The sequence below is a fragment of the Bacillus sp. SA1-12 genome (assembly GCF_000981385.1).
Lineage (GTDB): Bacteria > Bacillota > Bacilli > Bacillales > Bacillaceae > Metabacillus.
Genome location: NZ_LATZ01000112.1, coordinates 45,144 through 72,019 on the forward strand (window position 1 = coordinate 45,144; position 26,876 = coordinate 72,019).

Annotated in this window: 24 protein-coding genes; 2 read left to right on the top strand and 22 right to left on the bottom strand. The window is 36.8% G+C overall.

The genetic code is table 11. From position 1 onward, the window contains the following. Positions 1–251 precede the first annotated feature (251 nt). The 9 genes from WQ54_RS32850 to WQ54_RS18305 form a co-directional block, all read right to left on the bottom strand. On the bottom strand, positions 252–395 hold the full coding sequence (locus WQ54_RS32850) for a sporulation histidine kinase inhibitor Sda (protein WP_231597569.1): 144 nt from the start codon (positions 393–395) through the stop codon (positions 252–254). Between the two features lie 110 nt (positions 396–505). After that, a complete protein-coding gene (locus WQ54_RS18270) occupies positions 506–1,240 on the bottom strand; it encodes an SIS domain-containing protein (protein ID WP_046586059.1) in 735 nt (244 codons plus the stop codon). A 55-nt stretch (positions 1,241–1,295) separates the two neighbouring features. Then, positions 1,296–2,036, bottom strand: a complete 741-nt coding sequence (locus tag WQ54_RS18275; protein WP_046586061.1) for a creatininase family protein — start codon at positions 2,034–2,036, stop codon at positions 1,296–1,298. Positions 2,037–2,050: 14 nt separating this feature from the next. After that, a complete protein-coding gene (locus WQ54_RS18280; protein WP_046586063.1) occupies positions 2,051–3,043 on the bottom strand; it encodes a phosphotriesterase in 993 nt (330 codons plus the stop codon). Between the two features lie 76 nt (positions 3,044–3,119). Beyond that, entirely contained in the window at positions 3,120–4,415 is a 1,296-nt protein-coding gene (locus WQ54_RS18285; RefSeq protein ID WP_046586065.1) for a PTS ascorbate transporter subunit IIC, read from the bottom strand. Positions 4,416–4,442: 27 nt separating this feature from the next. Next, on the bottom strand, positions 4,443–4,709 hold the full coding sequence (locus WQ54_RS18290) for a PTS sugar transporter subunit IIB (RefSeq protein WP_046586067.1): 267 nt from the start codon (positions 4,707–4,709) through the stop codon (positions 4,443–4,445). Beyond that, positions 4,706–5,149, bottom strand: a complete 444-nt coding sequence (locus WQ54_RS18295; RefSeq protein WP_046586068.1) for a PTS sugar transporter subunit IIA — start codon at positions 5,147–5,149, stop codon at positions 4,706–4,708. Before WQ54_RS18295 ends, WQ54_RS18290 begins: the two co-directional genes overlap by 4 nt. Before the next feature lie 27 nt (positions 5,150–5,176). Beyond that, complete coding sequence (locus WQ54_RS18300; RefSeq protein WP_046586070.1) at positions 5,177–7,303, bottom strand: BglG family transcription antiterminator; 2,127 nt, start codon at positions 7,301–7,303, stop codon at positions 5,177–5,179. Positions 7,304–7,588: 285 nt separating this feature from the next. Next, a complete protein-coding gene (locus WQ54_RS18305; RefSeq protein WP_046586072.1) occupies positions 7,589–8,314 on the bottom strand; it encodes a GntR family transcriptional regulator in 726 nt (241 codons plus the stop codon). 594 nt (positions 8,315–8,908) lie between these two features. Here WQ54_RS18305 and WQ54_RS34340 point away from each other — a divergent pair. Then, positions 8,909–9,055 carry a hypothetical protein gene (locus WQ54_RS34340; protein WP_197089624.1) on the top strand — a complete coding sequence of 49 codons (147 nt, stop codon included), beginning with the start codon at positions 8,909–8,911 and terminating at the stop codon, positions 9,053–9,055. Between the two features lie 438 nt (positions 9,056–9,493). On the opposite strand, the gene WQ54_RS18310 is transcribed toward WQ54_RS34340, so the two are convergent. The 10 genes from WQ54_RS18310 to WQ54_RS18355 form a co-directional block, all read right to left on the bottom strand. Continuing rightward, the gene (locus tag WQ54_RS18310) at positions 9,494–10,849 is read right to left on the bottom strand and encodes a TrkH family potassium uptake protein (protein ID WP_046586073.1); all 1,356 of its coding nucleotides are present in this window, start codon (positions 10,847–10,849) and stop codon (positions 9,494–9,496) included. Between the two features lie 263 nt (positions 10,850–11,112). Then, on the bottom strand, positions 11,113–12,282 hold the full coding sequence (locus WQ54_RS18315; protein WP_046586075.1) for an MFS transporter: 1,170 nt from the start codon (positions 12,280–12,282) through the stop codon (positions 11,113–11,115). Between the two features lie 216 nt (positions 12,283–12,498). After that, positions 12,499–13,809: an alpha-L-fucosidase gene (locus WQ54_RS18320; RefSeq protein WP_046586077.1), complete on the bottom strand. Its 1,311-nt coding sequence runs from the start codon at positions 13,807–13,809 to the stop codon at positions 12,499–12,501. Positions 13,810–13,967: 158 nt separating this feature from the next. Then, on the bottom strand, positions 13,968–15,602 hold the full coding sequence (locus WQ54_RS18325) for an ABC transporter substrate-binding protein (RefSeq protein WP_156178012.1): 1,635 nt from the start codon (positions 15,600–15,602) through the stop codon (positions 13,968–13,970). Between the two features lie 83 nt (positions 15,603–15,685). Continuing rightward, a complete protein-coding gene (locus WQ54_RS18330; protein WP_046586080.1) occupies positions 15,686–16,582 on the bottom strand; it encodes a carbohydrate ABC transporter permease in 897 nt (298 codons plus the stop codon). A gap of 29 nt (positions 16,583–16,611) precedes the next feature. Continuing rightward, positions 16,612–17,583, bottom strand: coding sequence for an ABC transporter permease subunit (locus WQ54_RS18335; protein ID WP_331435137.1), 972 nt, complete (start codon positions 17,581–17,583; stop codon positions 16,612–16,614). Positions 17,584–17,892: 309 nt separating this feature from the next. Further along, positions 17,893–18,945, bottom strand: a complete 1,053-nt coding sequence (locus WQ54_RS18340; RefSeq protein ID WP_046586082.1) for a Gfo/Idh/MocA family protein — start codon at positions 18,943–18,945, stop codon at positions 17,893–17,895. A 26-nt stretch (positions 18,946–18,971) separates the two neighbouring features. Continuing rightward, complete coding sequence (locus WQ54_RS18345) at positions 18,972–19,808, bottom strand: sugar phosphate isomerase/epimerase (RefSeq protein WP_046586084.1); 837 nt, start codon at positions 19,806–19,808, stop codon at positions 18,972–18,974. Further along, a complete protein-coding gene (locus tag WQ54_RS18350; protein WP_046586086.1) occupies positions 19,805–20,797 on the bottom strand; it encodes a hydroxyacid dehydrogenase in 993 nt (330 codons plus the stop codon). Before WQ54_RS18350 ends, WQ54_RS18345 begins: the two co-directional genes overlap by 4 nt. A 24-nt stretch (positions 20,798–20,821) precedes the next feature. Further along, complete coding sequence (locus WQ54_RS18355; protein WP_046586087.1) at positions 20,822–21,850, bottom strand: L-threonine dehydrogenase; 1,029 nt, start codon at positions 21,848–21,850, stop codon at positions 20,822–20,824. Between the two features lie 426 nt (positions 21,851–22,276). On the opposite strand from WQ54_RS18355, the gene WQ54_RS18360 reads away from it, so the two are divergent. Continuing rightward, positions 22,277–23,506, top strand: coding sequence for an ROK family transcriptional regulator (locus tag WQ54_RS18360; protein WP_046586089.1), 1,230 nt, complete (start codon positions 22,277–22,279; stop codon positions 23,504–23,506). 329 nt (positions 23,507–23,835) lie between these two features. Here WQ54_RS18360 and WQ54_RS18365 read toward each other — a convergent pair whose 3' ends face one another. The 3 genes from WQ54_RS18365 to WQ54_RS18375 form a co-directional block, all read right to left on the bottom strand. Next, entirely contained in the window at positions 23,836–25,035 is a 1,200-nt protein-coding gene (locus tag WQ54_RS18365) for a CbiX/SirB N-terminal domain-containing protein (protein ID WP_046586091.1), read from the bottom strand. Between the two features lie 162 nt (positions 25,036–25,197). Beyond that, entirely contained in the window at positions 25,198–26,037 is an 840-nt protein-coding gene (locus WQ54_RS18370; protein WP_046586093.1) for a class I SAM-dependent methyltransferase, read from the bottom strand. 298 nt (positions 26,038–26,335) lie between these two features. Continuing rightward, the gene (locus tag WQ54_RS18375) at positions 26,336–26,875 is read right to left on the bottom strand and encodes a cob(I)yrinic acid a,c-diamide adenosyltransferase (protein WP_046586095.1); all 540 of its coding nucleotides are present in this window, start codon (positions 26,873–26,875) and stop codon (positions 26,336–26,338) included. Position 26,876: the final 1 nt, after the last annotated feature.

Here is a 26,876-nt window from a genome sequence, read left to right on the forward strand (position 1 = left end):
CATTGATATCGGTTCAGATGATATACGTAAATTCATATGAAGAACCGCTTTATGAAAGAATGCATACCGAAGTTATAGGAAAATTGTTAAATGAATTTATCATGACAAAAGCTTGAAAATTGGTTTAAACAAATTAACATGAAAGTTGCGGTAAATAAGAAAATCCTCAGTAATAATTGCCTTTGCCTGGTGTTTTCCTACGAGGAAGCCAAATCAGAGGTGTAAGTCGTTTTTTTCTAATAGCATAATCATTACCATTCAGGATGATGATTTGTCATTAACTTTAGGTTTCTTCTATTTATTTCTTCTATTAGCATCCTAATAAATTCATTGTCAAGATCCAATTCTATTGCAGAATAATAAGCCTCAATTAGATGACAATCTGATAGTTTCACATTTGTGCACCTCTTTATATATTGTTCAATCGATTGAGCCACTTTCATGTTAATGACAAGTGGCCCAATCTAAAAAATTTTTAATAACCTTAATTAAAATTTGCTCTTATTTAAGACAATAATGGTATTCTTTTTTGATAGCGTTCAACTAACTTTTCATTATGATCATCCGCCCCATCAATATTTCCACTTAGGAAAATTGGCGGTTCAAATCCGTTATCTGCCATTATTTTAATTGATTCAGCAAAGATCGAATTTAATATAACTGCACCAACAACTGTTGAGGTTGGACCAAATGGAACTTGTACCTTTTCATAGGAAAGAATAGCATCCCCTTTTACTGAATGGTTATCAATCACCAGGTCTACGGAATTGAATAAATGTTTTCCTGTTTTGTGTCTTGATGGCTGACTTTGCGAGTACTCTAAGGAAGTAATTCCGATTACGAATGCGCCTTTCCTTTTCGCCTCATTTGCAACATCAACAGGAACTGGATTTCGTCCGGATGTTGATAAAACAATAACTACATCGCTCGTCTGAATGTCCTGGTCGGTTAAAAATTGTCCTACATAATCATTTTTTCTTTCTAATTCGGATGATCGTAAAGCTCCTTCGTGCAGCATTAAAGGCTCAATGAGAATCGGTTTAATTGGAACAAGGCCACCTGCACGATAAAATACTTCTTCTGTTAAAATGTGGGAATGCCCGCAGCCAAATAGTTGAATAATTCCCCCGCCTTGGATCGCTTCAGCCACTTTTTCTGCTGCTTTTTGTAAGTTCTCTTTCTCATTTTTTTCAACGATTTCTAATCTTTCCATTGCTTTATTAAAAAATTGTGTAAGCATTTTTTTGTCTCCTCACTTTGAAATGATTTTGATGAACTTTTGTTGATAAAGGGGCTTATTCATTATCAGTTATTTCATTTTTGGCACTTTCAATTAAGTTCACCATGTTTTCAATAGCTACATCGATAATTCTTTTACCCTTTTCTTTCGTTGCTAATTTTGCATCTCCAAGCACGGCAGAACTGGTAAATTCCTCCCAAGGTGTTGGTGTTGCATCCGCACTTAAAGGGATAGACGGGATATCAGTAATAGCTTTTGACATATCTACATATTCTTCTGCTAAATACAGCATATAAGATGTCTCAATTTCACATGCATGAAAATAAGTAGCGTGAGAGGATATGGTTTCTCTTACTTCCTCGGTGATCTTTTTTGTACCTGGATAGAATAAATATAGGATTTTAAAATCTGGAAATTGCTGAAATAGTTTTCTTGCTGCTTCTTTTAGGGCAACAGCATTTCCCAAGTGCCCGTTTATCATGGCGAAAACTCTGAATCCCTGTTCATATAAGCTTTTTCCCATATCCACTAACAAAGAGATTAATGTTTCGTTACTAATATTTATGCTGCCTGGGAAATTTTTTAGGCTCCATACCTGACCATATGGCATTGTCGGTAAGACATAAGCACCTGTTTTTTCAGCGACTTTCTCTGACACTCTTTCTGCTAAGAAATTATCCGTTCCAAGTGGTAGATGTGGTCCATGTGCTTCAACTGCACCTATAGGTAATATAGCTATTTTACTTTTATTTATTTTTTCTTTCACTTCAAAGGAATTTTCATTTTGGAATAACATGCTTCATACTCCCTTTATTTCTTAAATGCAAAGCATCTTGCCGGATTTTCAACAAAAAATTTCTGAATTAATTTTTCTCCATCAAATCCTTGCCGGTTTGCATCATCAATAAAACGCGGAACCCATTTTGCTATAATGTATTCTAACCCCAATCCATAATCATAGTGTTTATAATAAGTTTTCCTAGCTGTGTCCCCACTAACTAAAATTTGATCTTCATACCCTTTTCTTACTAATTCTAATATACAATGGATTCGAGTACTTTCTGGTGCGTATTTAATTTTTGCAATCCCATCAAAGCTTAGATATGCTCCTGTTTTCGCAATTTGCTCATGGTAATAAGGATCCGGATTTCGATCCATATGGCCTAAACTAAGATATTCAAGATTGACATTTTCACTTTTCAAGAGCTCAAGCTGTTCAAGCCCCATCGTTCCTGCCTCAGTATGAGAATGTACAGGCGCTTTTGTCTCATGATGCGCTCTTGCAACAGCGCGTAATGTTTTTTCTTCTAATGGTGTGATCCGGTTATAACCTGTTCCGAATTTAACTTGCCCAGCCTTAAAAGGAGTGCCTTCAAGACCTTCTTCGACTTCACGGATAACAAAATCAGTAAGCTCATTTATGGACGAATGATCAATCCATTCTGTATATGTTTCATAATCACCAATGATTGGTTTTAATTCTTCCTTCACTCTGGCATCCCATAAAAAACTTTTATTAAAGCCAGCTGTACCGATGATTTGAATGCCTGTTTCATCGGAAATTTGTTTAACGGCTTGAACATCTCGGCCATAATCAATTGCTGTAGCATCAACAATGGTTTTTCCGCCATATCTTTTAAAGTCTTCAACATCTTTTTGCGATTTTTCTTTATCATCTAACAATAAATCGTCTGCTCCCCGTTGAACCCAATAATCTGGTCTGCAAACGATGTGTTCATGAGAATAAGTAAACCCTAATTCTTTTGGGTTAATATCTCCATTAAATGTACGAATATAGCTCATGATTTAACCTCCACTATATTTTTTATTCACCTTTTATTTGAAAAACCGACATGCTATACATGCCGGTTATTTAAAATTAGAATAATAATTGCGCAATAAATTTCACAATTGGGCCTAACACGAACATATCTGAATCCGCAGCCCACATTGCCGTATCAGGGATAGTTGAAGATAATAAGAATTTAACAGTCAAATATTGTCCCCAAGATACAATTGTAGCTGTAATAAATCCTCCGATAACAGCTCCTCGGACACCGCCAGTTGCATTTCCGAAAACTCCTGCTGTTGAACCATGGAAGAATAACACAATCATCGTTGGGACGAACACATATGCAACAGTGTTTCCTAAGATAACTAACCAAATTAACGCTCCTCCAAAAGCACCTAAGAAACCTAAAATGACTGCATTTGGGGCAAACGTAAAGACAACCGGGCAATCCAAAGCTGGTTTTGCACCAGGAACTAACTTGGTAGCGATTCCATTAAAGGCAGGAACAATCTCACCGATGAACATTTTCACACCTAGCAAGACAACAGCAATTCCTCCAGCAAAGGTTAATGATTGAATAATTGAATAAATGATAAAGTTTTGATCCCCTGATTTAGCGATTAACTCTTCTGCTCCAGGAGTACCCTTTGTCATTAAGATGACAGCACCTACAAAGAATAATATCCCCATCGTCAAAGCTGTGATTACATTGGAATCTCTTAAAAATTCAAGCCCTTTAGGGAGTTTGATTTTTTCTGAATCATTCTCTTTATTTCCTAAGAATTTACCAGCTAAAGCCGCAAGTACAGCAACCACAGCTGATGTATGGCCTAATGCGATGTTATCGTTGCCAGTAACCTTTCTCATAAATGGTTGAACAATTGCAGGTTGGAATGTCCAATAAAGACCCATAAAAACAGATAAGAAAAAGACTAGTTTTCCAAATGATAGATCTCCCACTGCATCAATAATGATCCCTGCAAAGATCATGGTTGTCCAGAACATCATATGTCCTGTTAAATAGATATACTTAAACTTGGTAAACCGAGCTAATAAAACGTTTATTACAAAACCAATAAACATAGAAAGTGTAACGGCAGAGCCATATTTTGCACTAAATTCTTCCTGGCCAAGGAAATTAGCGAAAGAGCTTGTCTCTAGCCCAAACACTTCTTTCCACATAGGTTCAAAGACCGTTAGTGCGCCGACAATTACTCCGGCACCGGCGTTGATAATGAGAAAACCAATCATTGCTTTAAATGTGCCGCTAATTGTTTGACTAGCTGATTTCTTTTGTAATAGTAAACCTAGTAAGACAATAAATCCTAATAAAATAGCCGGTACCCCAAAGATGTTTGTTGCGATCCATTGAATTGCCTCCATTGTTGTCTCCCCCCATTATCTATTCTTTTATTTAATATTGTTTTCGATCGCTGTTTTGATTTCATTCATATCAAAATAATTGCTAACGATAATGATTTTTGAGGAATGCCCCTCTAACGATTGAGCTAATTCATTGCTTGTAATGATATATTCCGGATTTTCGCTTGATGCACTTGATACATCGGTATTCTCAACATCCGCTTGAACTCCTAAATCTCTTAAAGCAGTTTCAACATTCATTCGTAAAATTAAGCTTGTTCCTTGTCCTAAACCACATACACATAAAATTTTCATTTTTCATTTCCTCCAATGATTTGTTTAATTTCTTGATAAGTTTCCGCTTTATCTAGCATTTCAAGATTTCTTTGGTCATTTAAAAGCATAGTTAGTTTTTGTAAAATTTTAATATGCTCTTCACTTGATGATGCACCTAGTGCAAAAACAAATTTTACTGGATCATTAGTTGCACTGCCAAATTTAACTGGCTTTTTTAATCTGACGAATGAGACAGAAGCCTCATTTACTCCATCCTCAGGTCTTGCGTGAGGTAATGCGATTTTTGGAGCTAGTACAAAATATGGACCATTTTTCTTATATGACTGAAGCATAGCTTCAACATATTCTTCCTCAACTACATGTTCATTCACTAACAAATTTCCTGCTATTTTAATTGTTTCTTCTGGTGAAGTTGTTTCAACATCTAAAGCTACTAAGCTTTCATCTAAAAACCTCATAACTAAACTCCTTTTACAATGAATTTCCTAATATGAATGGGCCACAATCGTTTTTAAAATTATTTCAGCAGATTGAGCTTTTATTATCTGATCCATGCATGTTTGATCAGTAAGCAGCTTAGTTAGTTGGGAAAGAGCTTTTAAATGACTCTCTCCATCAATTGCGGCTAACACAACGATTAGATTGACATGATGTCTTGTAGAAGCTGAAAAATTCACACCTTTTTCTAAACACAGCAAACTCATACCCAGTTTCTTCACGCCATCCTCTGGTTTGGCATGAGGAATGGCTACTTTTGGAGCAATCACAATATAGGGACCTAATTTTGTAATCGTATCAATCATTGAGTTTACGTACTCTTCCGTAATATAGTGATGATCAACCAAAGGCTGCGCCCCTGTACGGATCGCTTCCTTCCAGTCTTTCACTTCTTTTTTTACTTGTATAAATTCTTTTGTCAGCAGCTCGCTTAAAGCCGGCTTATTTGATATCTCGAATTTTGAAATTGGTTTCTTAAGATATTGCCTCAGGTCTTTTTCAAGATTCACCTTATCATCGATTTTCGTATGTTTTTGAACGATATCCATTAATGCTTCGATAGAGTAGGACGTGTGTTTTATATTTGTTTCAAACAAAGCGTTTACTTTCTTTAATAAACTTTCTTTTTCAGCCTCGGTTAGAATGGGACTTACGATAAATACTGGTATTTCCCTGCTTTGAATTGGAGTAGTAGAAACAATGAAATCAACTTTGTAATCGTTATTTTCATACTCCCTTAAGGAAACGCTATCAATAATATCAATAGTTGAGAAAAGTCCTTCTAACTGATGTTCCAGCAATTTAGAAGTCCCTAATCCGCTTGCACATACAATCAGAACTTTTTTACGATTTGCAAGTGTAACACCTGTCCGCTTCAGCCATCCGCCAAAATGCATGGCAATTAAAGCCGTTTCATTTTCATTTACGGGTTTTCCAATGGCTCTTTCAAGATGAGGAATCACCTTTTTTGTGAGCTGGAAAATATCCTGGTACTTTTCTTTCATTAATTCAGCTACTTGATTTTCAACTTCAAGTTCATATTTAATGCGATAAAAGGATGGTTTCACATGAAGGAGTAGATTTTTCTCTAATAGATGCCGATCTTTAAGGAAAATACATGCATATTTTTGAAAATCAGTCACCATATTGGAAACCACTTCTTTTAACATCTGTGTTTCAGAATTCTTATTTTCTTCTAAAATCCTTTGTGAAGACTGTACTTTTGAACTTAATAGATGCTTCGTTATATAAAAGATCTCATCTTGAGGAAAATCTAGTTTGAAAATAGTTGATAATTTTTGACAGATCTTCATTGCTGCTTGATATTCCTTCGTTTCACTTAAAACCTCTTTTTCAACTTTGTCTATTTTGATTCGTTTACCTTGCATTAATCTTTTAACGAATAAGATAAGGCGAAAAGTTAAGCTGTAGAAAAAATCATCAGTGTATTGAAGGTTCAAGTCTATTTCACTTTCAGAAACAATGTTACGAACAACTTTCAATTCGTCGATATTAAAAAGTTCTTGATGATCTTTGTTATCCATTAAAGAACTATTTAATAGTGTGGGAATTTTGGCCAATAATGTCTGCCAGCCTTCACTTGGCAGAACACTTGACAGATAATAAACAATAGCTTTTCTCTTGTCGTCTTCATCACCGATAAGGATATATCCTGATTTACGTTCAAACTCTAATGATAGTTGAAATCGTTCAATCTCCTCTTTTAATACCTTTAAATCCTCAATTGTTGTATTTCGGCTTACTCTGATCTTTTCCATTAAGTCATCTAAAAAAAGCGGAGTATCACGTCCTAGTAAATAAAGGGCTAACCAGGCTTTTCTTTCCTTCGCAGAGTACTCATAATGCCATGTTTTAACCATTTCAATCTTTTTTGGAATTAGGAATGCTGTCTCATCATCAAGAATAAATCCTGCACCTCTTACATGTTTCACAGGAGATAAATCATTTTCTTCCAGCCAATCATTTATTTTTTCAATATCATAATAAATCGTTCTTCTAGAAATTTTGAATTTTTCCATAAGTTCTTTAACTGGAACATATGATTCCGAATGAACTAAATGGGATAAAATGGCTGTGCTGCGTTGATCCAACATGAACGTTACCTCCTTTGCACCGATTTATAGTTTGTGCAAAAAAGTATTGATTTAATGATTAGTACTGCTGCGTACCTTTACTATAATGTGTTTTTATCTAAATGTAGAGACCAAATCCTACTCAACTGTTTTGTGCAAAATTGGATGGAATGACTCTGAGGTTTATTAACAGGCTGTTTTAAGGGAAGAGATGAAATAAAAAAACCTCTAAATTGTCATATGAGTCAACGACAATTTAGAAGTTTTTGAAGGAGAATAGCTCTTAATGATGGTGCCTTTTTGCAGTTATTTTCTGTCCATATCAATGATATATTTATACTTATCAGCTCGATAGGCGGACCTTACTAGTTCAAGCTGCGTACCATTGTTAATAAATGTTTCTCGATGCTTTATTAAAACTGGCATACCCTTTTTTATATTTAAATATTTCATTTCCTCTTCATCAGCCAATGAAGCCTCGACTGTTTGGGTTGCATGACCAATCTTTAATCCCAGATTTTCCTCTATATAGAAATATAGTGATTGCTCTAAAATTTCTTTGGTTAAACCGGGTACTAAATTCACAGGTAAATAGCTGGTTTCAAGAGCAATCGGTTCACCATTTGCTAATCGAAGTCTTGTAAATGTATAGATCAATTCACCTGCTTCAAGATTGAGGCGATCCTGCAAATTTTGTTGGACTGGAGAAATTTTAAAATATAATAATTTACTTTCCGGAACTAGTTGTCGTGCTTGCATTTCTTCTGTGAAACTGGTAAGCCCTTTCATGTTTTGTTCAAGCTTTTGATTGGAAACGAAGGTGCCTCTGCCTTTTTCTCTAGTTAGATACCCCTTCTTTACTAAGTTCATAACAGCTTGTCTAACCGTCATCCTGCTAATTTGATATATTTTTGAAAGTTCCCTTTCAGAAGGAAGGAAATCACCAGGATTAAACTCTTTTGATTCAATTGCTTTTTTTAATAATTCTTCTAACTGATAATATAAAGGAAGAGGAGAATTTTTATCGATCATAAAACAATCTCCTTTCAATTTGATAGATATAAACAAAGCTATTATAAGACTTTTGAATTGATTATGAAAGAAAACTTTTCTATCTGCAACGTTGGAGTCTTTCTTGCCTATTTTTGTATCCTTAAATAAGGCTTCGGATTATTCAGCATGAATCCCTTAACTGCCTTCTTGTTACACATTATTTCTTAGGACTTCTTTTTCGATCATTTCGTTTTCAATTCTCAGGATAATCACGGCTTTTGCTAATCAGTCTTGTCTTATAGCTTAGGGTTTTGTTTGCGCTTCTGTTTGTTCAACAGTATTGCACAAGATGATGTTCTTGTAAAGATGGGCTGGAAGGATTGTACCAATTGGTTCTTCATCAGACTCTCTCCCATGAAAATGTATTTTTCTTATTATCCTCGACGTTTTATTCTATTGGCGCGCTGATACTTGTTAATCGATTTCATTCGCGAATAATCAGGTAATGTTACAAAAATGTTAACAAACAATGAAAAAAAACCAACTCTTGTAAAATATTTGCTTGTTAGCAAGCGTTTTCTAATGTTACTAATGTCATGTTAGTATATTCCTTGCTGAGAGAGAGGACCTATAATGAAGGTTGGCGATGAGGTTTTTTATGAATCAAAACTCTACAAAATTATTCATATTTACGAAAGTGGCTATTGTGAAATCAAGAAAATGGATAGTTTGTATGAGATTTTGCTAGTGAAATTATCAGAGTTGATTAATCAAAACTAAAAGTAGATCTTTTCTAATAGATGCTGTTTATTTCAAATAATATACTTATCATGAAAAAAGGCAGATTGCGTAGCATGAATCATCATTTTAGATATGTGGTACTCCCCCTGTTATGTTGATTCGCTTTAAAAAGATTCAGAAGTCAGTGTGATTTGGTATTCAACCGAAGCACACTGGTTTAGTTTTGCTGGAATTTTTTAAAGTTTTATTCTTCGAAAAAAGTGAATTAATTGGTTTTCTGTTTTAAATTCTGAGCGAAAATATTTCTCTGTCTGGAATGATTTTGTCAATGTTTAAAAGATCTCATATCCTTCCTTTCTGCATATTGGTTTTTAGAGAACATTAGAAAGCATACTTCACTTAGAAGTATGCTTTCGTTATGCTGTACAGATAAACCAGCCTTTGCTTTGTCATTCTGATTAATAAATGAAACGCCACTTAACCAATGATGACCCGTTCTTTTGGATAGTGGTAATTCGTTTTAATTGGTTTGCCACCCATCAAAAATAAAAATGTAAAGATACCAATTCTTCCAATGAACATCAAAATCATAATGATGATTTTACCCGGAGTACTTAATTCAGCTGTAATTCCCAAGGACATACCGACTGTTCCAAAAGCAGATGATACTTCAAATATGATTTGCATTAATGAAAAAGTTGGTTCAAGGATTGTCAGTATGACAGTACTGACACAACAAAGCATGAAAGCTGTTGTAAAGACGACATAGGATTTTATAACGTCCTCCATGTCCAATTCTCTTTTAAAGACTTTTATTGTTTTGTTTCCGTTAGCAAAATAATAGATGCTCAATAGTATAATCGCAAAAGTAGTTGTTCTTATTCCTCCTCCAGAACTACTTGGAGAGGTCCCTATAAACATAAGAATGCATAAAATGAAAAGAGTAGGAATGGAATACTCATTAATGTCCATGGTAGTGAGACCGCCATTCCTGGAAGATATTGAATAGAACAGGGAATAGAAAAAAGATTCGTGCAAGGTTTTATCAGCATAGTAACCATTTAGTTCACATAAATGAATCAATACGGTACCAATAACGATCAATGCAAAAAAAGTAAGGGACGTTAATTTCGTAAATAAGGAAAATCGATAACGAGTTCTACTCCTATGTTTAAAGAACTGCATAACCTCCATAAGGACCGGGAAACCGATTGCTCCGAATATTAACAACACCATCGTCAGGATTAACACAAAATAATCATGGGCAAATGGTATTAACGATTCTCCTGTAATATCAAATCCTGCATTTGTAGCAGCACTTACAGAGGCAAAGAAACCTTGTATGTAAGCTTCTTGCCATGTAGGAAAATAGTTCAAAAAATATGTACCAAAAATAATCGCCCCAATTATTTCAAGAATAATAAAGAAGAAAAGGATTTTTCTGACGAGTTGAAGGATTCCAGAAAAAGTCGGGAGATTTTGGTCAGTCATTATAAGCATCCTGTCTCTTATTCCTATTCGTCTTCCGATTAAAAACCAAACAGACGCCCCAAGAAACATGATTCCAACTCCACCAAATTGCAAGATAACAGCAAAGATAATAGTTCCTGGAACACTAAGAACTTCATTAATCGCAACAGTTGATAAACCTGTCACACTAACCGCACTAACAGCTGTAAACAGCGCATCTATAAACGTTAATTTAACATTTGGCTGTTGTGTAATGGGCAGCATTAATAGAATCGTTGAAACCACCACAGCTAAAAGGTAATAAATGACAATCATTTGCGCTGGTGATAGTGTGTTCTTCTTTTTCTGTTTGATAATGTTCATGTTTCTCCTCTTTTAGATGTTTTAGCCAATATAATATCGAATATAAATGAAATTAATATCATTAATACATTTCCCATTTAATAATGTTGTTAAACTGCCATGATAGTCGAATAAAAAAAGGCTGTTCATGCAGCCCTTTCAAGTCCAGTTCGTCTAGCACAATTTTCAAAAATTTTTTAACCTAAACTGCTCCGTTACTTTAATAGGGGCAATCAGTGCTTTAATATTGAAAGATTGCATCTATTAGTTACTTCATTCTAAAGTCATGCATCTGCTGAAAGAGCTGATTCTTTTTTTGCTTCTTGGACTTTTTGGGTACTAAGGAGAAAACTAATGATTGCCGCAGTGCTGCAAACATATGGAAGGTAAAGATATCCCCAATTAGATATCACATAACCGCCAATCATCGAACCCATGGTAATACCAATATATAGAGCTGTATTATTCCACGCCATCACAATTCCCCGTTCTTTTGGATATTCGACTGCTAATCGTGCTTGGTATGATGTAAAGCCTGCATACCCAACCAAAGCCCATAGGAACAAGAAAAGATAAATCCAGTCGCCTGATGAGAAGAATATACCTAAACAAACGAGTGTAAGAATCAAGAAAATTAATGTAGCTTTAGAAATCTTCCTTTCTCCATACCTATCTGTGAATTGTCCACTTATAAGACTTCCCAATACTGCACCAATCCCATAAAAAGTAACAGCTAATGCGATTTCTGAAGATGAGAAGCTATTTTCTGAATAAAGAGCTGCACCTAAGTAAACATAAAGAGCATACATGGAAATGGCCCAGATTGTGGTAACACTTACTGAACCAAGTATTCTTAGCAGATTCAATTTTAATAGATTTCTTTTCATATCGGTTTTAGGGATATGTTTCCAGGTGTTGAAATTTACTACAGCCAATATTGCTCCTATAATAGCCATTACACCAAATACTGAACGCCAGCCAAGAAAATGTTCTAGTAATGTACCAAATGGGGCTCCTGCCCAGAGAGCTGTTAAATGTCCTGAAACGACAATAGAAAGCCAAGTACCTCTCCGTTTTGATGGTGCAATATCCCCGATAATCGCATAAATCAAAGGGGTTATCGCAGCTACGGACAAGCCTGCTAAAATACGGCTGATGATTAACCAAGCAAATGAAGGTGAAAAAACCGTTAAGGCATTAGATAAGGAAAATAATAATAAGCCAAACGTAATGATAGTCCTTCTTCCCTTTTTATCTGAAGCCCAGCCAAAGAAAGGTGCAGCCATAGCATAGGTTACAGCAAAAACAGTTACCATCCATCCTGTCATCGCCGAACTAACATCGTACGCTTCCGAAATGAACGGTAATAACGGAGATACAACAAATAAATCAGTACCCATTAGGAATAAAGTTATCCAACCAACACTTAAACTTATTCTTCCTTGCAGCCCCATTCTATCCCCCCTTTTCACCTTGAAGGTGTTTGTTGCTAGTAGTTTATTCTTTTGTTGCATTATAAATGTTTTATAAAAATTTGAATCCCCTCTTTTTTTGCTCACATTAAAGGCCGGTCCATAATCCTTGGGACCAGCCTTCTTTTTTTAAAAAATATTAATCTTATATTTTTACCCTAAATGTTCAATTAGATACACTTTTAACTTAGATGTTTGTTATTTTAGGAATAATTCAATAACTGGAACAACAACATCCGGTTGTTGAACTGGCAGCTCCAATGTAATCGATCCAGGAGCCACTCGTGTTGAAGTATGTGATAGTTGTTCATTTGATATATGCTCCTTATATCGAACTTCTGACGCATCATGTAAAAATTGAGCGTAACTAATTTGTCCGGCTAATCCTTCTAAATGGATGTGTTTAAATGGCCAATTAAAGATGTGGAGATATAAACGTTTTCCCTTTTGTGTATAACGACAGTCGACAGGAGCCTTCCATTCACTGGCTGTTGCCCCGTAGATCGACCGAGAATTAAGTCTCATCCATTCGCCTATTCCTTTTAAGCTTTCAATTGAACGTTTGTCAAATTCTCCCCGTCCATTCGGTCCTACATTTAATAAGAGATTTCCATTTTTAGAGACAGTATCTATTAACATCTGAACAAGGAGATTTACCGCCTTCCAATCAAGATTGTCGCGATCATATCCCCAGCTGCCATTTAATGTTTGACAAGCTTCCCATAGGATTGGCTGTCCATCTTGTTTTAAGACTTCACGAGGCTGGTATTGTTCAGGAGTGATAACACCGCGACCCAGATCCAGACGATCATTTAAAATAATATCAGGTTGCAAATCGAAAATCATTTTTTCTAGTTTTTCAGATTGCCACTCATTTTTACCTTTACCTTCTGACCATCCCCAATTTCGTGCAGGATATGAAAAATCAAACCATAAATAATCAATCTTCCCATAGTTTGTTAAAAGTTCTTTTACTTGTCCGTGCAGATAATCTGCATACTTTGACACATCCCGATTGATCGCTTGTTTTTTAAATTCCTCATCATCTCTTTGCGGGTGAATTCCGTCAACTGGAAAATCCTCGTGATGCCAATCAATTAGAGAATGATAAAAGCCGACTTTTAATCCTTCTGAACGAAATGCATCCACAATCTCTCGTAATAAATCACGATTAGCAGGAGTGTTTGTCGCTTTATAATCTGTTAGCTTTGAATCCCAAATCGCAAACCCCTCATGATGCTTTGTTGTGACGACAAAGTATTTCATACCAGCCATTTTTGCATACCGGGCCCAATCACGCGGATTAAACAAATCAGGGTCAAAATGCTCAAAGTATTTATTATATGTAGTTGGGTGAATTTTCTCCCTGTTCATTACCCATTCATGACGAGCTGCATTTGCATATAATCCCCAATGAATAAATAACCCAAAGCGATCATGAATCAGCCACTCGGGATTCCCATAATAATCCGGGTAATTTGGATATTTTTTCAATAAAGATGTTGTCATTGGAATTCCTCCTATACGTATATTAATTTGAGAAATCTTACCTAACACAGCAAAAAGAAGAGTTTCAAAATCAAACAGTGCGTTCATTTAAGGCATTATCCCGCCAAAATGATCGAATAATGCCTCTCCTTTCAATAAGCTTGTAAATGACTAAACAATTATTTATTTTTAGAGTCATATGCTTCCTGGTATATTTCGAGGTATCTTTCTAGATTCATACCGTTTAATGTTTCCAGATAGGTATCCCAGTCTTTCTCTAAGTCTGCATCACCTGAAATAAATCGCGCATTCATTTCTTCAACATGGTTCGTGATCGTTGCTTCCATTTCTGAAAGTTCCATAGACTGTTCCTCATTAAAATAAAGCGGCGGAAGAACCTGTGATTCATCTGGTTTATAAGGTTCATATTTTTCCTTCGTCTCTTTGTAAAGCATTGGCTCAAGAGGTTGTTCTTTTGAAGCAACTTCACTTAATCGAAATTTATTTGTACGGATTAATGGACCTGTTTGTGACCAGTGAATATTTTGCATTTGTCCGAAAGATGATAATCTGGCCCATGTTGCCGGTTCTCCATCAATCCCTATTTCACCATCTTTTGCCCATCTCCAGTCTTTATCAGGCAGACCTGCCTCAGACCTTAAAGTTGTTTCTTGGTCGTAAAAACCTTCTGCCCATCGCAAGGCAATTTCAGGGTGCTTTGCTTGATTTGTAATAATAAAGGTTGTAATTGAAGATCCAGCTACCGGTGGAGTATACCAGGCAACCCTGTTCCCATCTGGACCTTTTAACGGCGGGACAGCAACGTAGTCAAGCCACCTGCCAGCATTACCGCCAGCCTGCATGAAGCTTCCCGGCCAAATTCCAGGTGCTGCGCCTAAAATGGGTTCTTCTGAATTACCCATTTTCTTTAACTGGTCTGAATCCTGGGTTAATGCTTCAGCTGCCATCAGTCCCTCGTTATAAAGTTTGTTGAGGAATGCCAATCCTTCTTTCCACTCAGGTTTGTCAAAAGGAACGACGACTTTGCCATTATCAAGATATTTGTCACTGTAAATAAACGGATTCATCAAAAATCCCGGGAAACGATCATTATCTTTTGTACCAGCAAGCGGAATTTCATCCTGTTTACCGTTTCCATTCGGATCTTTTTCTTTAAATGCTTTTAAAACTTGATAGAATTCTTCCGTTGTTTCCGGCATTTTAAGACCTAACTTATCTAGCCATGGTTTATAAATCCAAAGCTTTTGTCCCATTGTACAGTGATAACACTCGTTTATCGAAGGTAAAGAATAGATATTTCCATCCGGTGCCGTAAGAACATCTTTAACTGCTGGATTTTCTTCAAACATTTTCTTCGTTTCGATTCCATGCTCTTCTATTAAGTCATTAAGAGGTAAAAACAATCCTTGTTTACCGTAGATCATAAGCTGAGAAAGAGTTACCGGACTGCTCATAATGACATCTGGTAAGTCTCCGCTTGATAAAACAAGATTCAACTTTTCTTCAGCATTTTGACTAGGAATTACCTCCCATTCGATATGAACATTTGTTTTTTCTTCATACCATTTTGTAAATTCGTTCGTTTCAAAATCCTCTACTGTCGGCTTTGATGGTGTCAATACTCTTAGTGTCACTTTTTCTTTTGTAATTGGAAATGTACCTTTTTCTGTTAGTTCAACCGAATCATCCTTTTCGACAGTACCCGCTTCCTCATTATTTTTACATCCTGTCAAGATCAGTGATAGTAACAAAAGCAGTGATAAAAGAATACTAGAATGCCTTTTCAAATTCACATACCTCCCATTTGCTATTTAGTAAAACTACTTCATTTTAATTGCGCATCACCACCCTCGATGAATAGTAATGAACAACGGCTCTACTCTTTCAAAGAACCGATCATAACCCCTTTAACAAAGTGTTTTTGGACAAATGGATAGATAATAAGAACTGGGATTGAAGCGACAACGATCAATGAGTATTTCAGTAATTCTCTTATGCCAGCCCGCCCTGCTTCTTCTTCAAGATTTCCCATCATCGTTGGATCAATTTCATTTTGAACGAGGATATTGTTCAAAATTAACTGTAATGGGAATAAATTTTGATCTCTAAGATAAATTAATGCGTTGAAGAATGCATTCCAATGTCCAACTGCGTAAAATAATGCCATAACGGCAATGATCGGACCTGACAAAGGCAGTACGACACTTCGTAAAAATCGGAAATCACTGCAGCCATCCATTTTTGCCGCCTCCAGCAATTCATCAGGGATGGTTGACTTAAAGAAAGTTCTTGTAATGATGACATTAAATACTGACATCGCATTGGGAATGATCATCGCCCAACGTGTATCCAGCAAGCCAAGTTCCTTCACGATTAAATAATTTGGGATCAATCCGCCGCTAAAAAGCATGGTAAAGAGGAAAAGCATCATGAACAAATTTTTGCCGTAAAAATCTTTTCTTGATAATGGATATGCTGCTAAAATGGTCAATGTAATATTGATTAATGTTCCGACAATCATATAAAAGAGGGAATTCGCATAACCTGTCCAAATGAATTTGTAATTAAAAACAGCTTGATAGCCTTCTATACTAAAGTCAACTGGCCATAACCAGACCTTCCCAGCTGTTACAGCTTCTGTCGAACTAAATGAAGCGCTTACAATATAAACTAAAGGATATAAGAACATAACTAAGAGAATGCTTAGAAAAGTATAATTTGAGATTGTAAAGATTCTATCCTTCTTCGTTTCTTTAATTGAACTGCTATTCAAATACATTCACCACTTTCATTTTAGTTTCATTACCATAAGTTTTCTTGCCCAACCTTTTTCGCCAATTTATTGACTGAGATTATTAAGATTAAACCGATTATGGCTTTAAACAACCCGACAGCAGCCGCATATGAATAGTTTGGTATGGAAGATACCAGTCCTACTTTATAAACATACGTATCAATCACTTCTGAAGTCCGTAAGTTCAAAGGATTTTGTAATAGTAATACTTTTTCAAAACCTACATTCAATATATTTCCCATATCGAGAATGAGTAAGATGACTGTTACCGGTAAAATCCCAGGGATATCAATATGCCAAATTCGTTGAAGCTTCGATGCACCGTCTACAATAGCTGCTTCATGCAATGTTGGGCTGATGCCAGATAACGCCGCGAGATAGATGATACAGCCAAACCCGATACTTTGCCATATTCCTGACCATACATAGATTGATTTAAAATAATCAGGATTCCCCATAAAGTGGATGGACTCAAGCCCGAATAAGTTAAGCAAAGCATTTACCGGCCCATTTGGCTCAAGGAACACGAGAATAATCCCAACCATCACTACAACTGAAATGAAATGTGGTGCATATGACACCATTTGAACGGTTTTTTTGAAACGGCGTTTATTCACATAATTTAGACTTAAAGCTAAAATAATAGGAAACGGAAACCCTGCAATTAATTGATAAAAGGCTAATCCTAATGTGTTTTTAATCACTCGTATAAACTCATGTGATTCAAAAAAACGCACAAAATGATCGAACCCGGTCCAAGGGCTTCCAAATATACCTAAGGCTGGATTAAAGTTCTTAAACGCAATCGTTACCCCGTACATCGGTATATAATGAAAAATAATGATATATACAAGCGGTAAAAAGAAAAGAACATACAGCTGCCAGCTGTTCCTGATTTGCTTAAGCACTGATTTTTTCGTCTTAATCTTCACATTTACAGAAACTTCTGATTTTTTAGTTGAGACATTAGTGATTTGCAATATTTCTCCTCCTTTAAAATAGAAGCTAACTACTTACCTTTCATTACAAGCAAACAATTAAACTTAAAACTCTTTTTCTTGGAACTGTTCCGCTTTTCAGTGTACAACTTAATTTCTGCATGGTTTCGTCATCTTGGAGGCTTTAACTGCTGGATGGAAATAACTGCGTAATTGTTGATCAATACTAAATGTTGAGACTTATGTGGTTTGGGGAAGTAGTGTTTTCCTGTTACGTGATCTTGTTTCCGTGATCTTCTTTTTCCCTACTTTTGGATAACAGCAAAGTCATCCTATTTTATTAGCAAATAACTAATTTACCTTTATCGTATTTTTTATTAAAGTAACCACTTTATTTTCCTTCATCGACTCAAAACAAGCATCGATTACTTTCATGACTTCTAATACTTCCTGGCCTGATGCTATTGGAGTCCTATTTTCATGAATAGAGTCTATGAATTCTTCTAGCTGCCAGATGAAATTTGAGCGTGATGAATGAGAATCTTTTACTTTGTTCGAATTTAAATAAAGTTCATCCTCATCCTTTAAATGAAGCATGCCATTTGTGCCTATGATATATCGTTCATAAATACTATTTTGAGTAGACCAAATTCTTTTACCGGTTAATCCGTCTTCATCTGTTGGACGAGCTCCTGCATTAAAGGACATCAACACATTAGCCATCCTTCCGTTGCTAAACGTAAGAGAAATTGAACATTCATCTTCCCCTTCCCAATTTGGGTTATTGGAATAACCTTTGGCATAAACTGTTTGGGGAATTTCGCCATAGGCCCAAATGATGTAATCTAATAGATGGCTCCCCCATAATGGGATGATAAAACCTCCGATCTGAGATTTTTTCTTCCACCATTCGGTAGCGGGCTGATGCATTTGCGCTAACAAAAGGGCATTGATATTAATGACATCTCCAATTTCTTTTGCTCGAATCCGTTTAATTGAATCCATCACTGGTTCAAAAAAACGGCGGCTTTGACCTACCATCAACGTTACCTGATGACGTTCTGCTGCCTCCGCCATTTCGCGGGCTTCTTTTTCATTCATGGCCATCGGCTTTTCGATTAGAACATGCTTTCCGGCCTCTAAAGCTTTAATTGTATAGGAAGCGTGTAAATCATGCGGCAGCAGGAGTAGGAAGGCATCAATATTTTTATCCATACATGCTTCATCATAATTTGTATAAACCTTAACTGTTCCCCAGTTCAAAGCTTCCTTCCTAGCTTTTTCTTCATCTCTTGAGACAAGGGCAATTAACTCTACTTTTTTACGAAGAGCTTTAACAGCCGGGAGATGTGACTTGGAAACACGGCCAAGACCGACAACTGCTAATCTTACTTTTTCTGTCATGCAAATCTCCTTTCTTTCTATTAACCTTATAATCTAACAATTTCCTTGTTTGTATTAGTTAACAGGCTTTTTAAATAGATGATGTCAGCATTTATCTGTGCCAAAATTTGCTCTTCGTCACGATTTGCATAATAGCCATGTAATCCTAATGGACCTTCGTAACCGATTTTGTCTAAATGAGCGACAATCTCTTTCCAGTCGACAGCTCCATCAGGAAGCGTTGTCCATAGGCCTTCCCATTTACCGCCATTCCTTGTCATAATTGCATTTTTCACACCGACAAATGATAGGAAGTCTCTTGCAACACCAAATGTCACTTCCGGTAACTCACTACCTTCCTGGGCAAGTTGATTGGCAGGATCAGCGTAAAACCCGATATATTTAGGATTACAACCATTTAACACCATCGCCATCCCGCTTGCTGATGCATATAAGGAACCGCCATGCTGTTGAAGCAGACCTCGAACTCCATATTTTCTTCCCAGCTCTTCAAACCCGGCAATCCGTTTACGAACGATATCAGCATTTTCTTTATAGCTTTTTGACCGATCATATTGTTGAAGACCAAGTCTCATTTGATTTATTCCGCAATCAGCACTTGCCACATAAATTCTTTCCGTTTCAATAGAATAGGGATCGATCATGTCATGTTCAATCATAGGAACATTTAGTTCAAACGACTCGAATTGATCAATTACTTCTTTTAATCTCGCAGGCGTTACTTCAGAAGGTGGCAGCGGATAACCATCACGTATTAAAAAATCAACACCATCTATTTGTAATGGTGCCAGTTTTTCAGCCATTTGCTCTACACTGAGACCCACCAGAAATTTTGTCATGACATAGATAGGTCGTTTTGTCACGCTAACACCTCCCATTGATGCTCACTTACTTGATAACGAGTCGATTGATTACTTAAATCGTTCAGAATATCCCTAACCACTTCTTCCATCAAAGCAAGATGACCTTCAAGGGAGTCACCGGCAATATGTGGTGTTAACAATACATTGTCAAGATTGCAAATAGCATGATTGTGATCAATCGGTTCTTTAGAAAACACATCCATTGCCGCAAAAAATCGTCCTGTTTTTAATTCTTCTAATAGTGCTTCTTCATCTAAAACAGTTGAACGAGATGAATTGATAAAAATGGCACCGTCCGGAATAAGCTTAATGAAATCTTTATGAATCATATTTCGTGTTCCTGGAAGTGCTGGTGCATGAACGGAGATAATCGGTAATCTCATAACCTCCTCTAAAGACATTTTTTGAACGCCCAATCGGTCAGCTGCTTCTTCACTCAAGTAAGGATCATATACGAAAATATTGACCTGAAATGGAGCGAGCAATTTAATAAATTCACGTGCGGTTGAACTCGCAGATATGATTCCAATCGTGGATCCTGTTAATTCACGTCCTCTTATCCCTGTATGTTTCCAATTCCCTTTTCTTACTTGAGTATCCAGCTTTTGTAAAGGGCGTAATAATGTCAATAAAGCATTTAGGCAGTACTCGCCGACAGATTGTGCGATTCGGGGAGCAGCTGAAAAAACCTTGATATTTTTCTGAAAGGCGAGCAGAGGAATACGCCCCTTTACTGAACCAGCAGCATGGCCAATATATAGTAAGTGTGGTGCATTTTCCAAAACTTCTTCGGTTATTTTTGGCGATCCCCAGCTTGTCAAGACAATTTCAGCATGTTGAATCATCTCTTTAAGCTCTGTTTCTGTATATTCCCGTCCTGACTCATTCCACACTGGATCAAAATGTACATTGAGTAAACGACGACATTCCTCTGAACAGACATCATCCAATCTATCTTTTGCGGGAAGCACCAGAGTTTTTAATCTCATGTAGAACCTCCTTCTCGATCAACTTTATTTTTCACAATCAATCATGACATGAATCGTATCACCTTTATGTTGATTTCGAATCTCAAATGCTCGATCTACTTCTGACAATGGAATGACATGAGTAATCATTTCTTTCGTATTAACAAGTCCATCAAGAACTAAACGTAACCCCTCTTCAAAATAGCGTCGGTTATCAATATCTCTTTTCGGCTCAGTTGAGTATAGATCTAATCGCTTTTTATGAATCTTAAAAAAATCTATCGGTTTATGACAAGTCCCAATACATCCATACATGACAATTCTGCCATTTTGGGCTGCTGCATCAATTGCATCGACCATGCCATCCCCTTCCAATAAACATGGGATCACGACATCAAAACCTTCACGAAAATCATTATTTACGATATCCATTGTTTTCGAATCTGACGAAGGTAATTTATATGTATGTGTTGCACCATATTTCTCTGCAAGCTTTAGCTTTTCATCAAATAAATCGGTAACTGCTAGATTGCGAGGACTAAATAAGCTGATAATTTGTGTCATAACCAAGCCGCTTACACCTTGCCCCATAATCAACACATTTTTATTTGGAGTAATTTCGCCCAATTCAGCTGCATGAATCACACCAGGCAATACTTCTATCAATGAACCTTCTATTAATGGAAAATCTTTTGGCAACACTTTAATCGAAAAAGGTGAGCAACAAACATATTCTGCAAAAGCTCCCCAGACATATCTTAATGCTACATGATCCCCTTCTTTTACACCGAGGACATTTTCACCCACTTTATCAATTACACCTGCTACTTCATGGCCAAGACGAGTTGGAAAACTGATAAATTCCGGTTCCCTTGCTCCCCGGAACACTTCTACATCACTTCCGCATATGCCAACCCACTTCACCTTAACGCGTACTTCTCCCTCAGCTGGTTCAGGAATATATGCTCGTTTTAATGAAATCTCACCAACCTGATCGACTACAGCACACATTTGAGTGCCAGATTGATTGCTTTCAACCAATTCTAGTGGAGGCACCATCATTTTTCTTACCATTGAATCATCCTCCTTTAAATCCAAAATACTAGAATGCTTCTTCTAAGTCTTTGCCTATTTGCTTGAGTTACTATTTCTATTTTTTTAAAAAATAGACTTTGATTGACATAGACACGTAAATACAGTATTTTTGGACTAAAAATGTTTAAAAGAGTTAAGGGACAAAGGGCAGGAGTGATTAAACGCTTACATATCAAAGCGACTGAGAAGATTAAAAAGAATGAGTGATCATTTTTCAAAACATTTCTAACATTATTTACTAATTTACATATTAGTTAGTCCATTAACTTTTGTCAATATTTAAATTAACAGAATTTATAAAAAATTTATACCTTATATAAAACACTTATTCCTATCGCAAGATCTTTTTAATCCAACTAACTTTTGTATAATAATAAACAAAGTATATTTTTAGGGAGAACAATAATGGAAAATGTTAATATAGCGGAACATAAAAACAGCAAAGCTAGTATTCTTCAAGCATTAAGGCTATATAAAAATGTATCTCGAGTACAACTATCTGAATTAACTGGATTAAGCAGAGCAACCATTTCCTTAGCAATCTCCGAATTAATAGATATGGGCCTTGTCCAACAAACAAGGAGCCGTCAATCCACTGGCGGGAGACCCGCCATTTCTTTACAATTAGCACCATATACACGAGGTATTATAGGGGCCGATTTTAATAATACAGAGTGGACTCTCGGTGCCTTTGATTTACCTGGGAATGTGTTAAAAAAAGTTAGAATCCCAGTAAAAAATTCTGCCCCTAAGGAAGTCATTCGGGCATTGACAGATAAGTTAAATCCCTTCATTCAGTCCCTTAATACCCCACCTCTTCCTTTACTTGGCCTTAGTATGCCAGGATTAATAAATACGAAACTGGGATTAATTTATAGTGCATCAGACTTAGATTGGCATAATATTGAGATTGGAAAGGAAGTAAACGAAACAATTGACTGGTCAACGATCGTGTTAAATCGACACAAAGCACGGGGACTTTCTGAATGCAGATACGGAGCAGCCAAAGAGCATAATGAAGTGATTTATATAGGGATAGGAACAGGAATTGCGTCAGGGTTATTTCACAATTTACAGCTCATCTCTGGTGCAATTGGAGGGGCTGGGGAACTGGGACATATTACAATCGAACCAAATGGTCCATTATGCCCTTGCGGAAACAAAGGATGTTTGCAATTACTGGCTACTGGACCTGCAATAGAAAAAGAAGCACGAATGTTGCTAAGAACAGGAGAGCCTTCTGTTTTACAGCAAGATCCTTATTACGATTTACAGCTACTTAAAGCGGAGGATATTTGCATTGCGGCTGATCAACATGACCAATTAGCCATGCAAGTAGTAGAAAAAGCTGCAACTTACCTTGGGATTGCGATGGCAAATTTAGTCAACATATTAAACCCAGAGGTGATTATTCTTGGTGGTTCAATTCCAAAATGCAGCAGTCTCTATATAAAGATTGCTGAAAAGGTTATGAAACAACATGCGATGAGTCCTTTAACTGCAAATATTACCGTGAAAACATCAACATTCACAGAAATTGGCGGTGCGTTAGGAGCAGCAAATCTAGCTCTTGATCACCATATAAATACTATTTTCGACCCAGTACCAGCATCTTTGAAACCAGAATCAAATTAGCAGTATATTTTTATTCGTTCCTACTATTTGGGGCAACGTTATGAATCTGCCAATTTTATAACCTTAGAAATTTCATCTATTAAAAGCCCAATTTCTCTGTATGAATAGAGATTTGGGCTTTTTTATCAACATCAATCCGATAATGGAGGTGAAAAAATTCAAATAACTTGCAGCTGCAGGAGGAACAACGACCAAAAAAGAAGGCTACATACCCAGTTCAACCTTTAACAACATCTTTGACAGCTTAATAGATTAGAGAATACAAGATGATTGATCCTCTTTTAGGATACCAATGAATAGATAGGAGTGTAAAAACTGTTATCTATCCTTTAATTATGGTGATGATGATGTTCATACCCATGTTCTTCTGCATATTTACGGAAATTTTCTAAATCTTGTATTCCAGTTGAAGTACCGTTTAAGGCCTGATTCATACGTTCTAACAGGACCGTTCTTAACTTTGGATGATAGCCAAAATACTGAGCAATATCAATTGAAACATGCGGATAAGTCTCTCTAAACTGTTCGGCCATTTTATTCATTCTTTCCATTAAAATTCCCGTAAATAAAAAATACGGCAGCATGATGATTTTTTTTGCGCCTAATTTTATACAGCGTTCCATCCCATCCTGCACAGTTGGCGTTGTTACCCCCATAAAGGCACTTTCGACGATAGGTACATTTAATTTCTCCCACAATAATCTGCTGATTTTATAAAAATCCCCATTAGCATATGGGTCACTGCCGCCTCGTCCAATTAATAATATTGCTGTATCCTCATGCTTTCGGTCCGCATCAAAACCTGCTTCAGCAAGTCTTGTTTTTAATATTTCAAACACTTCCTCATGAACACCTATCGTCTGGCCATAGGTAAATTGAACATCTGGGAACTGCTCTCTAGCATGTTCGATTTCTGCAGGAATGTGCAGTTTTGAGTGTCCTGCATGTAATAAAATGATGGGAATGACATGGATTTCACCTGCGCCTTTTTCAATGCATAACTGAATCCCATCCTCAATATTTGGTGATGCAAATTCTAAAAAACATGTTTCTACTAAAAGGTCTGGATCGATGTATTCTTTCATTTGCCCGACAAATTCGCGAACTTCTGTATTCCCTGCCTCCAGCCTGCTGCCATGTCCAACAAATAATACAGCTTTTTTCATCGGTTCATTACCTTTCTTATATTTTTCAATTCCTTTTATGCGGCCTTCGCTGCGTTTCCGCACACCTTGCTCCATGGAATAAATGATCGCATCTTCTTTCACTTCTTCATGAACAATATCACGTGCAGTTTCTTCATGTTGAACCGAATACCATGTCCCCTTTGGGTAATCAATTACGATACATTTATCTTTACAGCGGCCGTTACAGCGAGTACGCGATGTATGAATATGCTCATCTAAACGGTTTTTCCGGATTTCGTCTCGAATTTGCTGCGTGACCGCCTCAGCTCCCGCTCCCATACAGGTTGCCCCATTGCAAATGAGTAAGTGACGCTGCATTTGCGTTAAATTCCAGGTTGTCATATAGTGTGATCTCCCCCTATTGCATCATCATGTACACTTAATAAAGATTTGCTTGTCCGGCATTGGAAAGGAAATATGAAGGACCTGTAACATCCTTTTTCACCATTTCAAAGAAGCAAGAAATCTCCAATAAGAACCTACATTAGAAATGTAAAACGAAATTTAGTCATGTAACTTCACAGGCTCCCAACTAATAATTGCAGCATAGAATGGGTGACGGTAAACATACTGGTCATCCTCCATTGAAATAAAGCGTTCGAGTGATGCTTTCACATGTACCATATCAAATTGCGCTGATAAGATTTTTTTGCTTTGTGCTTCATATAATTGCTGTAAAGTGTCATAACGATACTCCCGCTCCAGCTTGAGCATTTCACAATTTGCAAAAATCCCTAACTGATACAGCATATTGACGATGGTAATATAGTCACGCCGCGGATATTTAATGTCATAGCCAAACTGCTCACCTAAAATAACGTAATGAGGTTGAATAGGTCCTGTTGTTAAGCCAATGATGGCACGTTTTTTGGCAAGCCTGTTCATTTTTTTAAGCGCTGCATTCATTTCATACATACGATAAAAGCAGTTCACCCCAATCACAACATCATGCTGTTCAATTTGTGCTTCTTCCCATTTACTATGAATGAACTGAACATTTCCATCGCTTTCAAAGTATTGTTTTAAATAAGCAAGCACACTTTCAGAACCATCAACTAATGTTAAATGTTTAACAATTTGAATGAGTTGGAATGAATAGTTGCCCCATCCCGGCCCAATTTCAATACAAGTTGAATGTTGCGGGATATGCTGTTTCATTTTTTCGTAAATTTTAATCGCATAGTCATCTGTTTGCTTATATGATTTTTTCTTCATCGACTGCGCCCAAAATGCTTCTTCCAGCTCATCATTGACCATTCGTTCTGGCATCTTGCCATGCCAGTCTAACATGCCTTCTTTCCACAGCTTTTCAAAATCAAACTGTAAAGGGGGGGCTTTTATCATTGAATTTTCTCCTCAACTTCCACAACATAAAATTGGCAATCCTTTTTGTGTTTGCAACAGCTGCCCTCACTGTGTACAAAGCTTAAATACCTCAGAATGCACTTCAGCTTATGTACACCTGTATGATTTACGCAGCTAGGGCATTACTTGCTAAACACTCTCTTCACGGCACGACCCAGCAATAAAAGATGGTATCATCCTTTGCGGCAACTTGCTTGTACGCCCACGGCCAAGTTTTTGTCACCCTCTTTGATGAATTGGGTGCCAGATTATTTATTTAAGCAGTGCGTGCTCGTGATTAAAACTCAAGCCCCTTCATCGCTTTGACATCCTGATCCGCATAATAATGTTTTGTTGCATCAATCGTTGACACTAAATCGGCTAAAGCGAGAAGTGATGGATGTGCCGAGCGGCCTGTGATGACAAGGTGCATCGTTTGAGGACGGTTTTGTATGGCCTCTAACACCTCATTTAGCGGCAATACATCGTCGATCGGAAAACGTGTGATGGCTAACGCATTATTCAGTTCATCCAGCACTAATAGGTCTGTTGTTTCATCCTTTAATTCTTCTTTTATCATCTGCCAGGCTTTAGCAAGCGCTTCTCGATGCTCCTCTGGTGTTTTCGTCCATGTAAAACCGACACCTAATTGCACGGTTTCAACACCCAGTTTTCGCAGGGCAATTTGTTCACCATATGTACGTTCAGGTGATTTAATAAATTGAAAGTATTTCACCTTCATGCCGCGGCCAATTGCGCGTAATGCGACACCAAGTGAAGCGGTTGTTTTTCCTTTGCCTTCTCCTGTATAAACTAACAGCATTCCCTGTCGTGCCATG

Excerpts from the sequence above, each read along its gene's own strand:
- WQ54_RS18270 (WP_046586059.1), bottom strand. The coding sequence starts at position 1,240 with ATGCTTACACAATTTTTTAATAAAGCAATGGAAAGATTAGAAATCGTT.
- WQ54_RS18275 (WP_046586061.1), bottom strand. The coding sequence starts at position 2,036 with ATGTTATTCCAAAATGAAAATTCCTTTGAAGTGAAAGAAAAAATAAAT.
- WQ54_RS18280 (WP_046586063.1), bottom strand. The coding sequence starts at position 3,043 with ATGAGCTATATTCGTACATTTAATGGAGATATTAACCCAAAAGAATTA.
- WQ54_RS18285 (WP_046586065.1), bottom strand. The coding sequence starts at position 4,415 with ATGGAGGCAATTCAATGGATCGCAACAAACATCTTTGGGGTACCGGCT.
- WQ54_RS18290 (WP_046586067.1), bottom strand. The coding sequence starts at position 4,709 with ATGAAAATTTTATGTGTATGTGGTTTAGGACAAGGAACAAGCTTAATT.
- WQ54_RS18295 (WP_046586068.1), bottom strand. The coding sequence starts at position 5,149 with ATGAGGTTTTTAGATGAAAGCTTAGTAGCTTTAGATGTTGAAACAACT.
- WQ54_RS18300 (WP_046586070.1), bottom strand. The coding sequence starts at position 7,303 with ATGTTGGATCAACGCAGCACAGCCATTTTATCCCATTTAGTTCATTCG.
- WQ54_RS18305 (WP_046586072.1), bottom strand. The coding sequence starts at position 8,314 with ATGATCGATAAAAATTCTCCTCTTCCTTTATATTATCAGTTAGAAGAA.
- WQ54_RS34340 (WP_197089624.1), top strand. The coding sequence starts at position 8,909 with ATGAAGGTTGGCGATGAGGTTTTTTATGAATCAAAACTCTACAAAATT.
- WQ54_RS18310 (WP_046586073.1), bottom strand. The coding sequence starts at position 10,849 with ATGAACATTATCAAACAGAAAAAGAAGAACACACTATCACCAGCGCAA.
- WQ54_RS18315 (WP_046586075.1), bottom strand. The coding sequence starts at position 12,282 with ATGGGGCTGCAAGGAAGAATAAGTTTAAGTGTTGGTTGGATAACTTTA.
- WQ54_RS18320 (WP_046586077.1), bottom strand. The coding sequence starts at position 13,809 with ATGACAACATCTTTATTGAAAAAATATCCAAATTACCCGGATTATTAT.
- WQ54_RS18340 (WP_046586082.1), bottom strand. The coding sequence starts at position 18,945 with ATGACAGAAAAAGTAAGATTAGCAGTTGTCGGTCTTGGCCGTGTTTCC.
- WQ54_RS18350 (WP_046586086.1), bottom strand. The coding sequence starts at position 20,797 with ATGAGATTAAAAACTCTGGTGCTTCCCGCAAAAGATAGATTGGATGAT.
- WQ54_RS18355 (WP_046586087.1), bottom strand. The coding sequence starts at position 21,850 with ATGGTAAGAAAAATGATGGTGCCTCCACTAGAATTGGTTGAAAGCAAT.
- WQ54_RS18360 (WP_046586089.1), top strand. The coding sequence starts at position 22,277 with ATGGAAAATGTTAATATAGCGGAACATAAAAACAGCAAAGCTAGTATT.
- WQ54_RS18365 (WP_046586091.1), bottom strand. The coding sequence starts at position 25,035 with ATGACAACCTGGAATTTAACGCAAATGCAGCGTCACTTACTCATTTGC.
- WQ54_RS18370 (WP_046586093.1), bottom strand. The coding sequence starts at position 26,037 with ATGATAAAAGCCCCCCCTTTACAGTTTGATTTTGAAAAGCTGTGGAAA.
- WQ54_RS18375 (WP_046586095.1), bottom strand. The coding sequence starts at position 26,875 with ATGGCACGACAGGGAATGCTGTTAGTTTATACAGGAGAAGGCAAAGGA.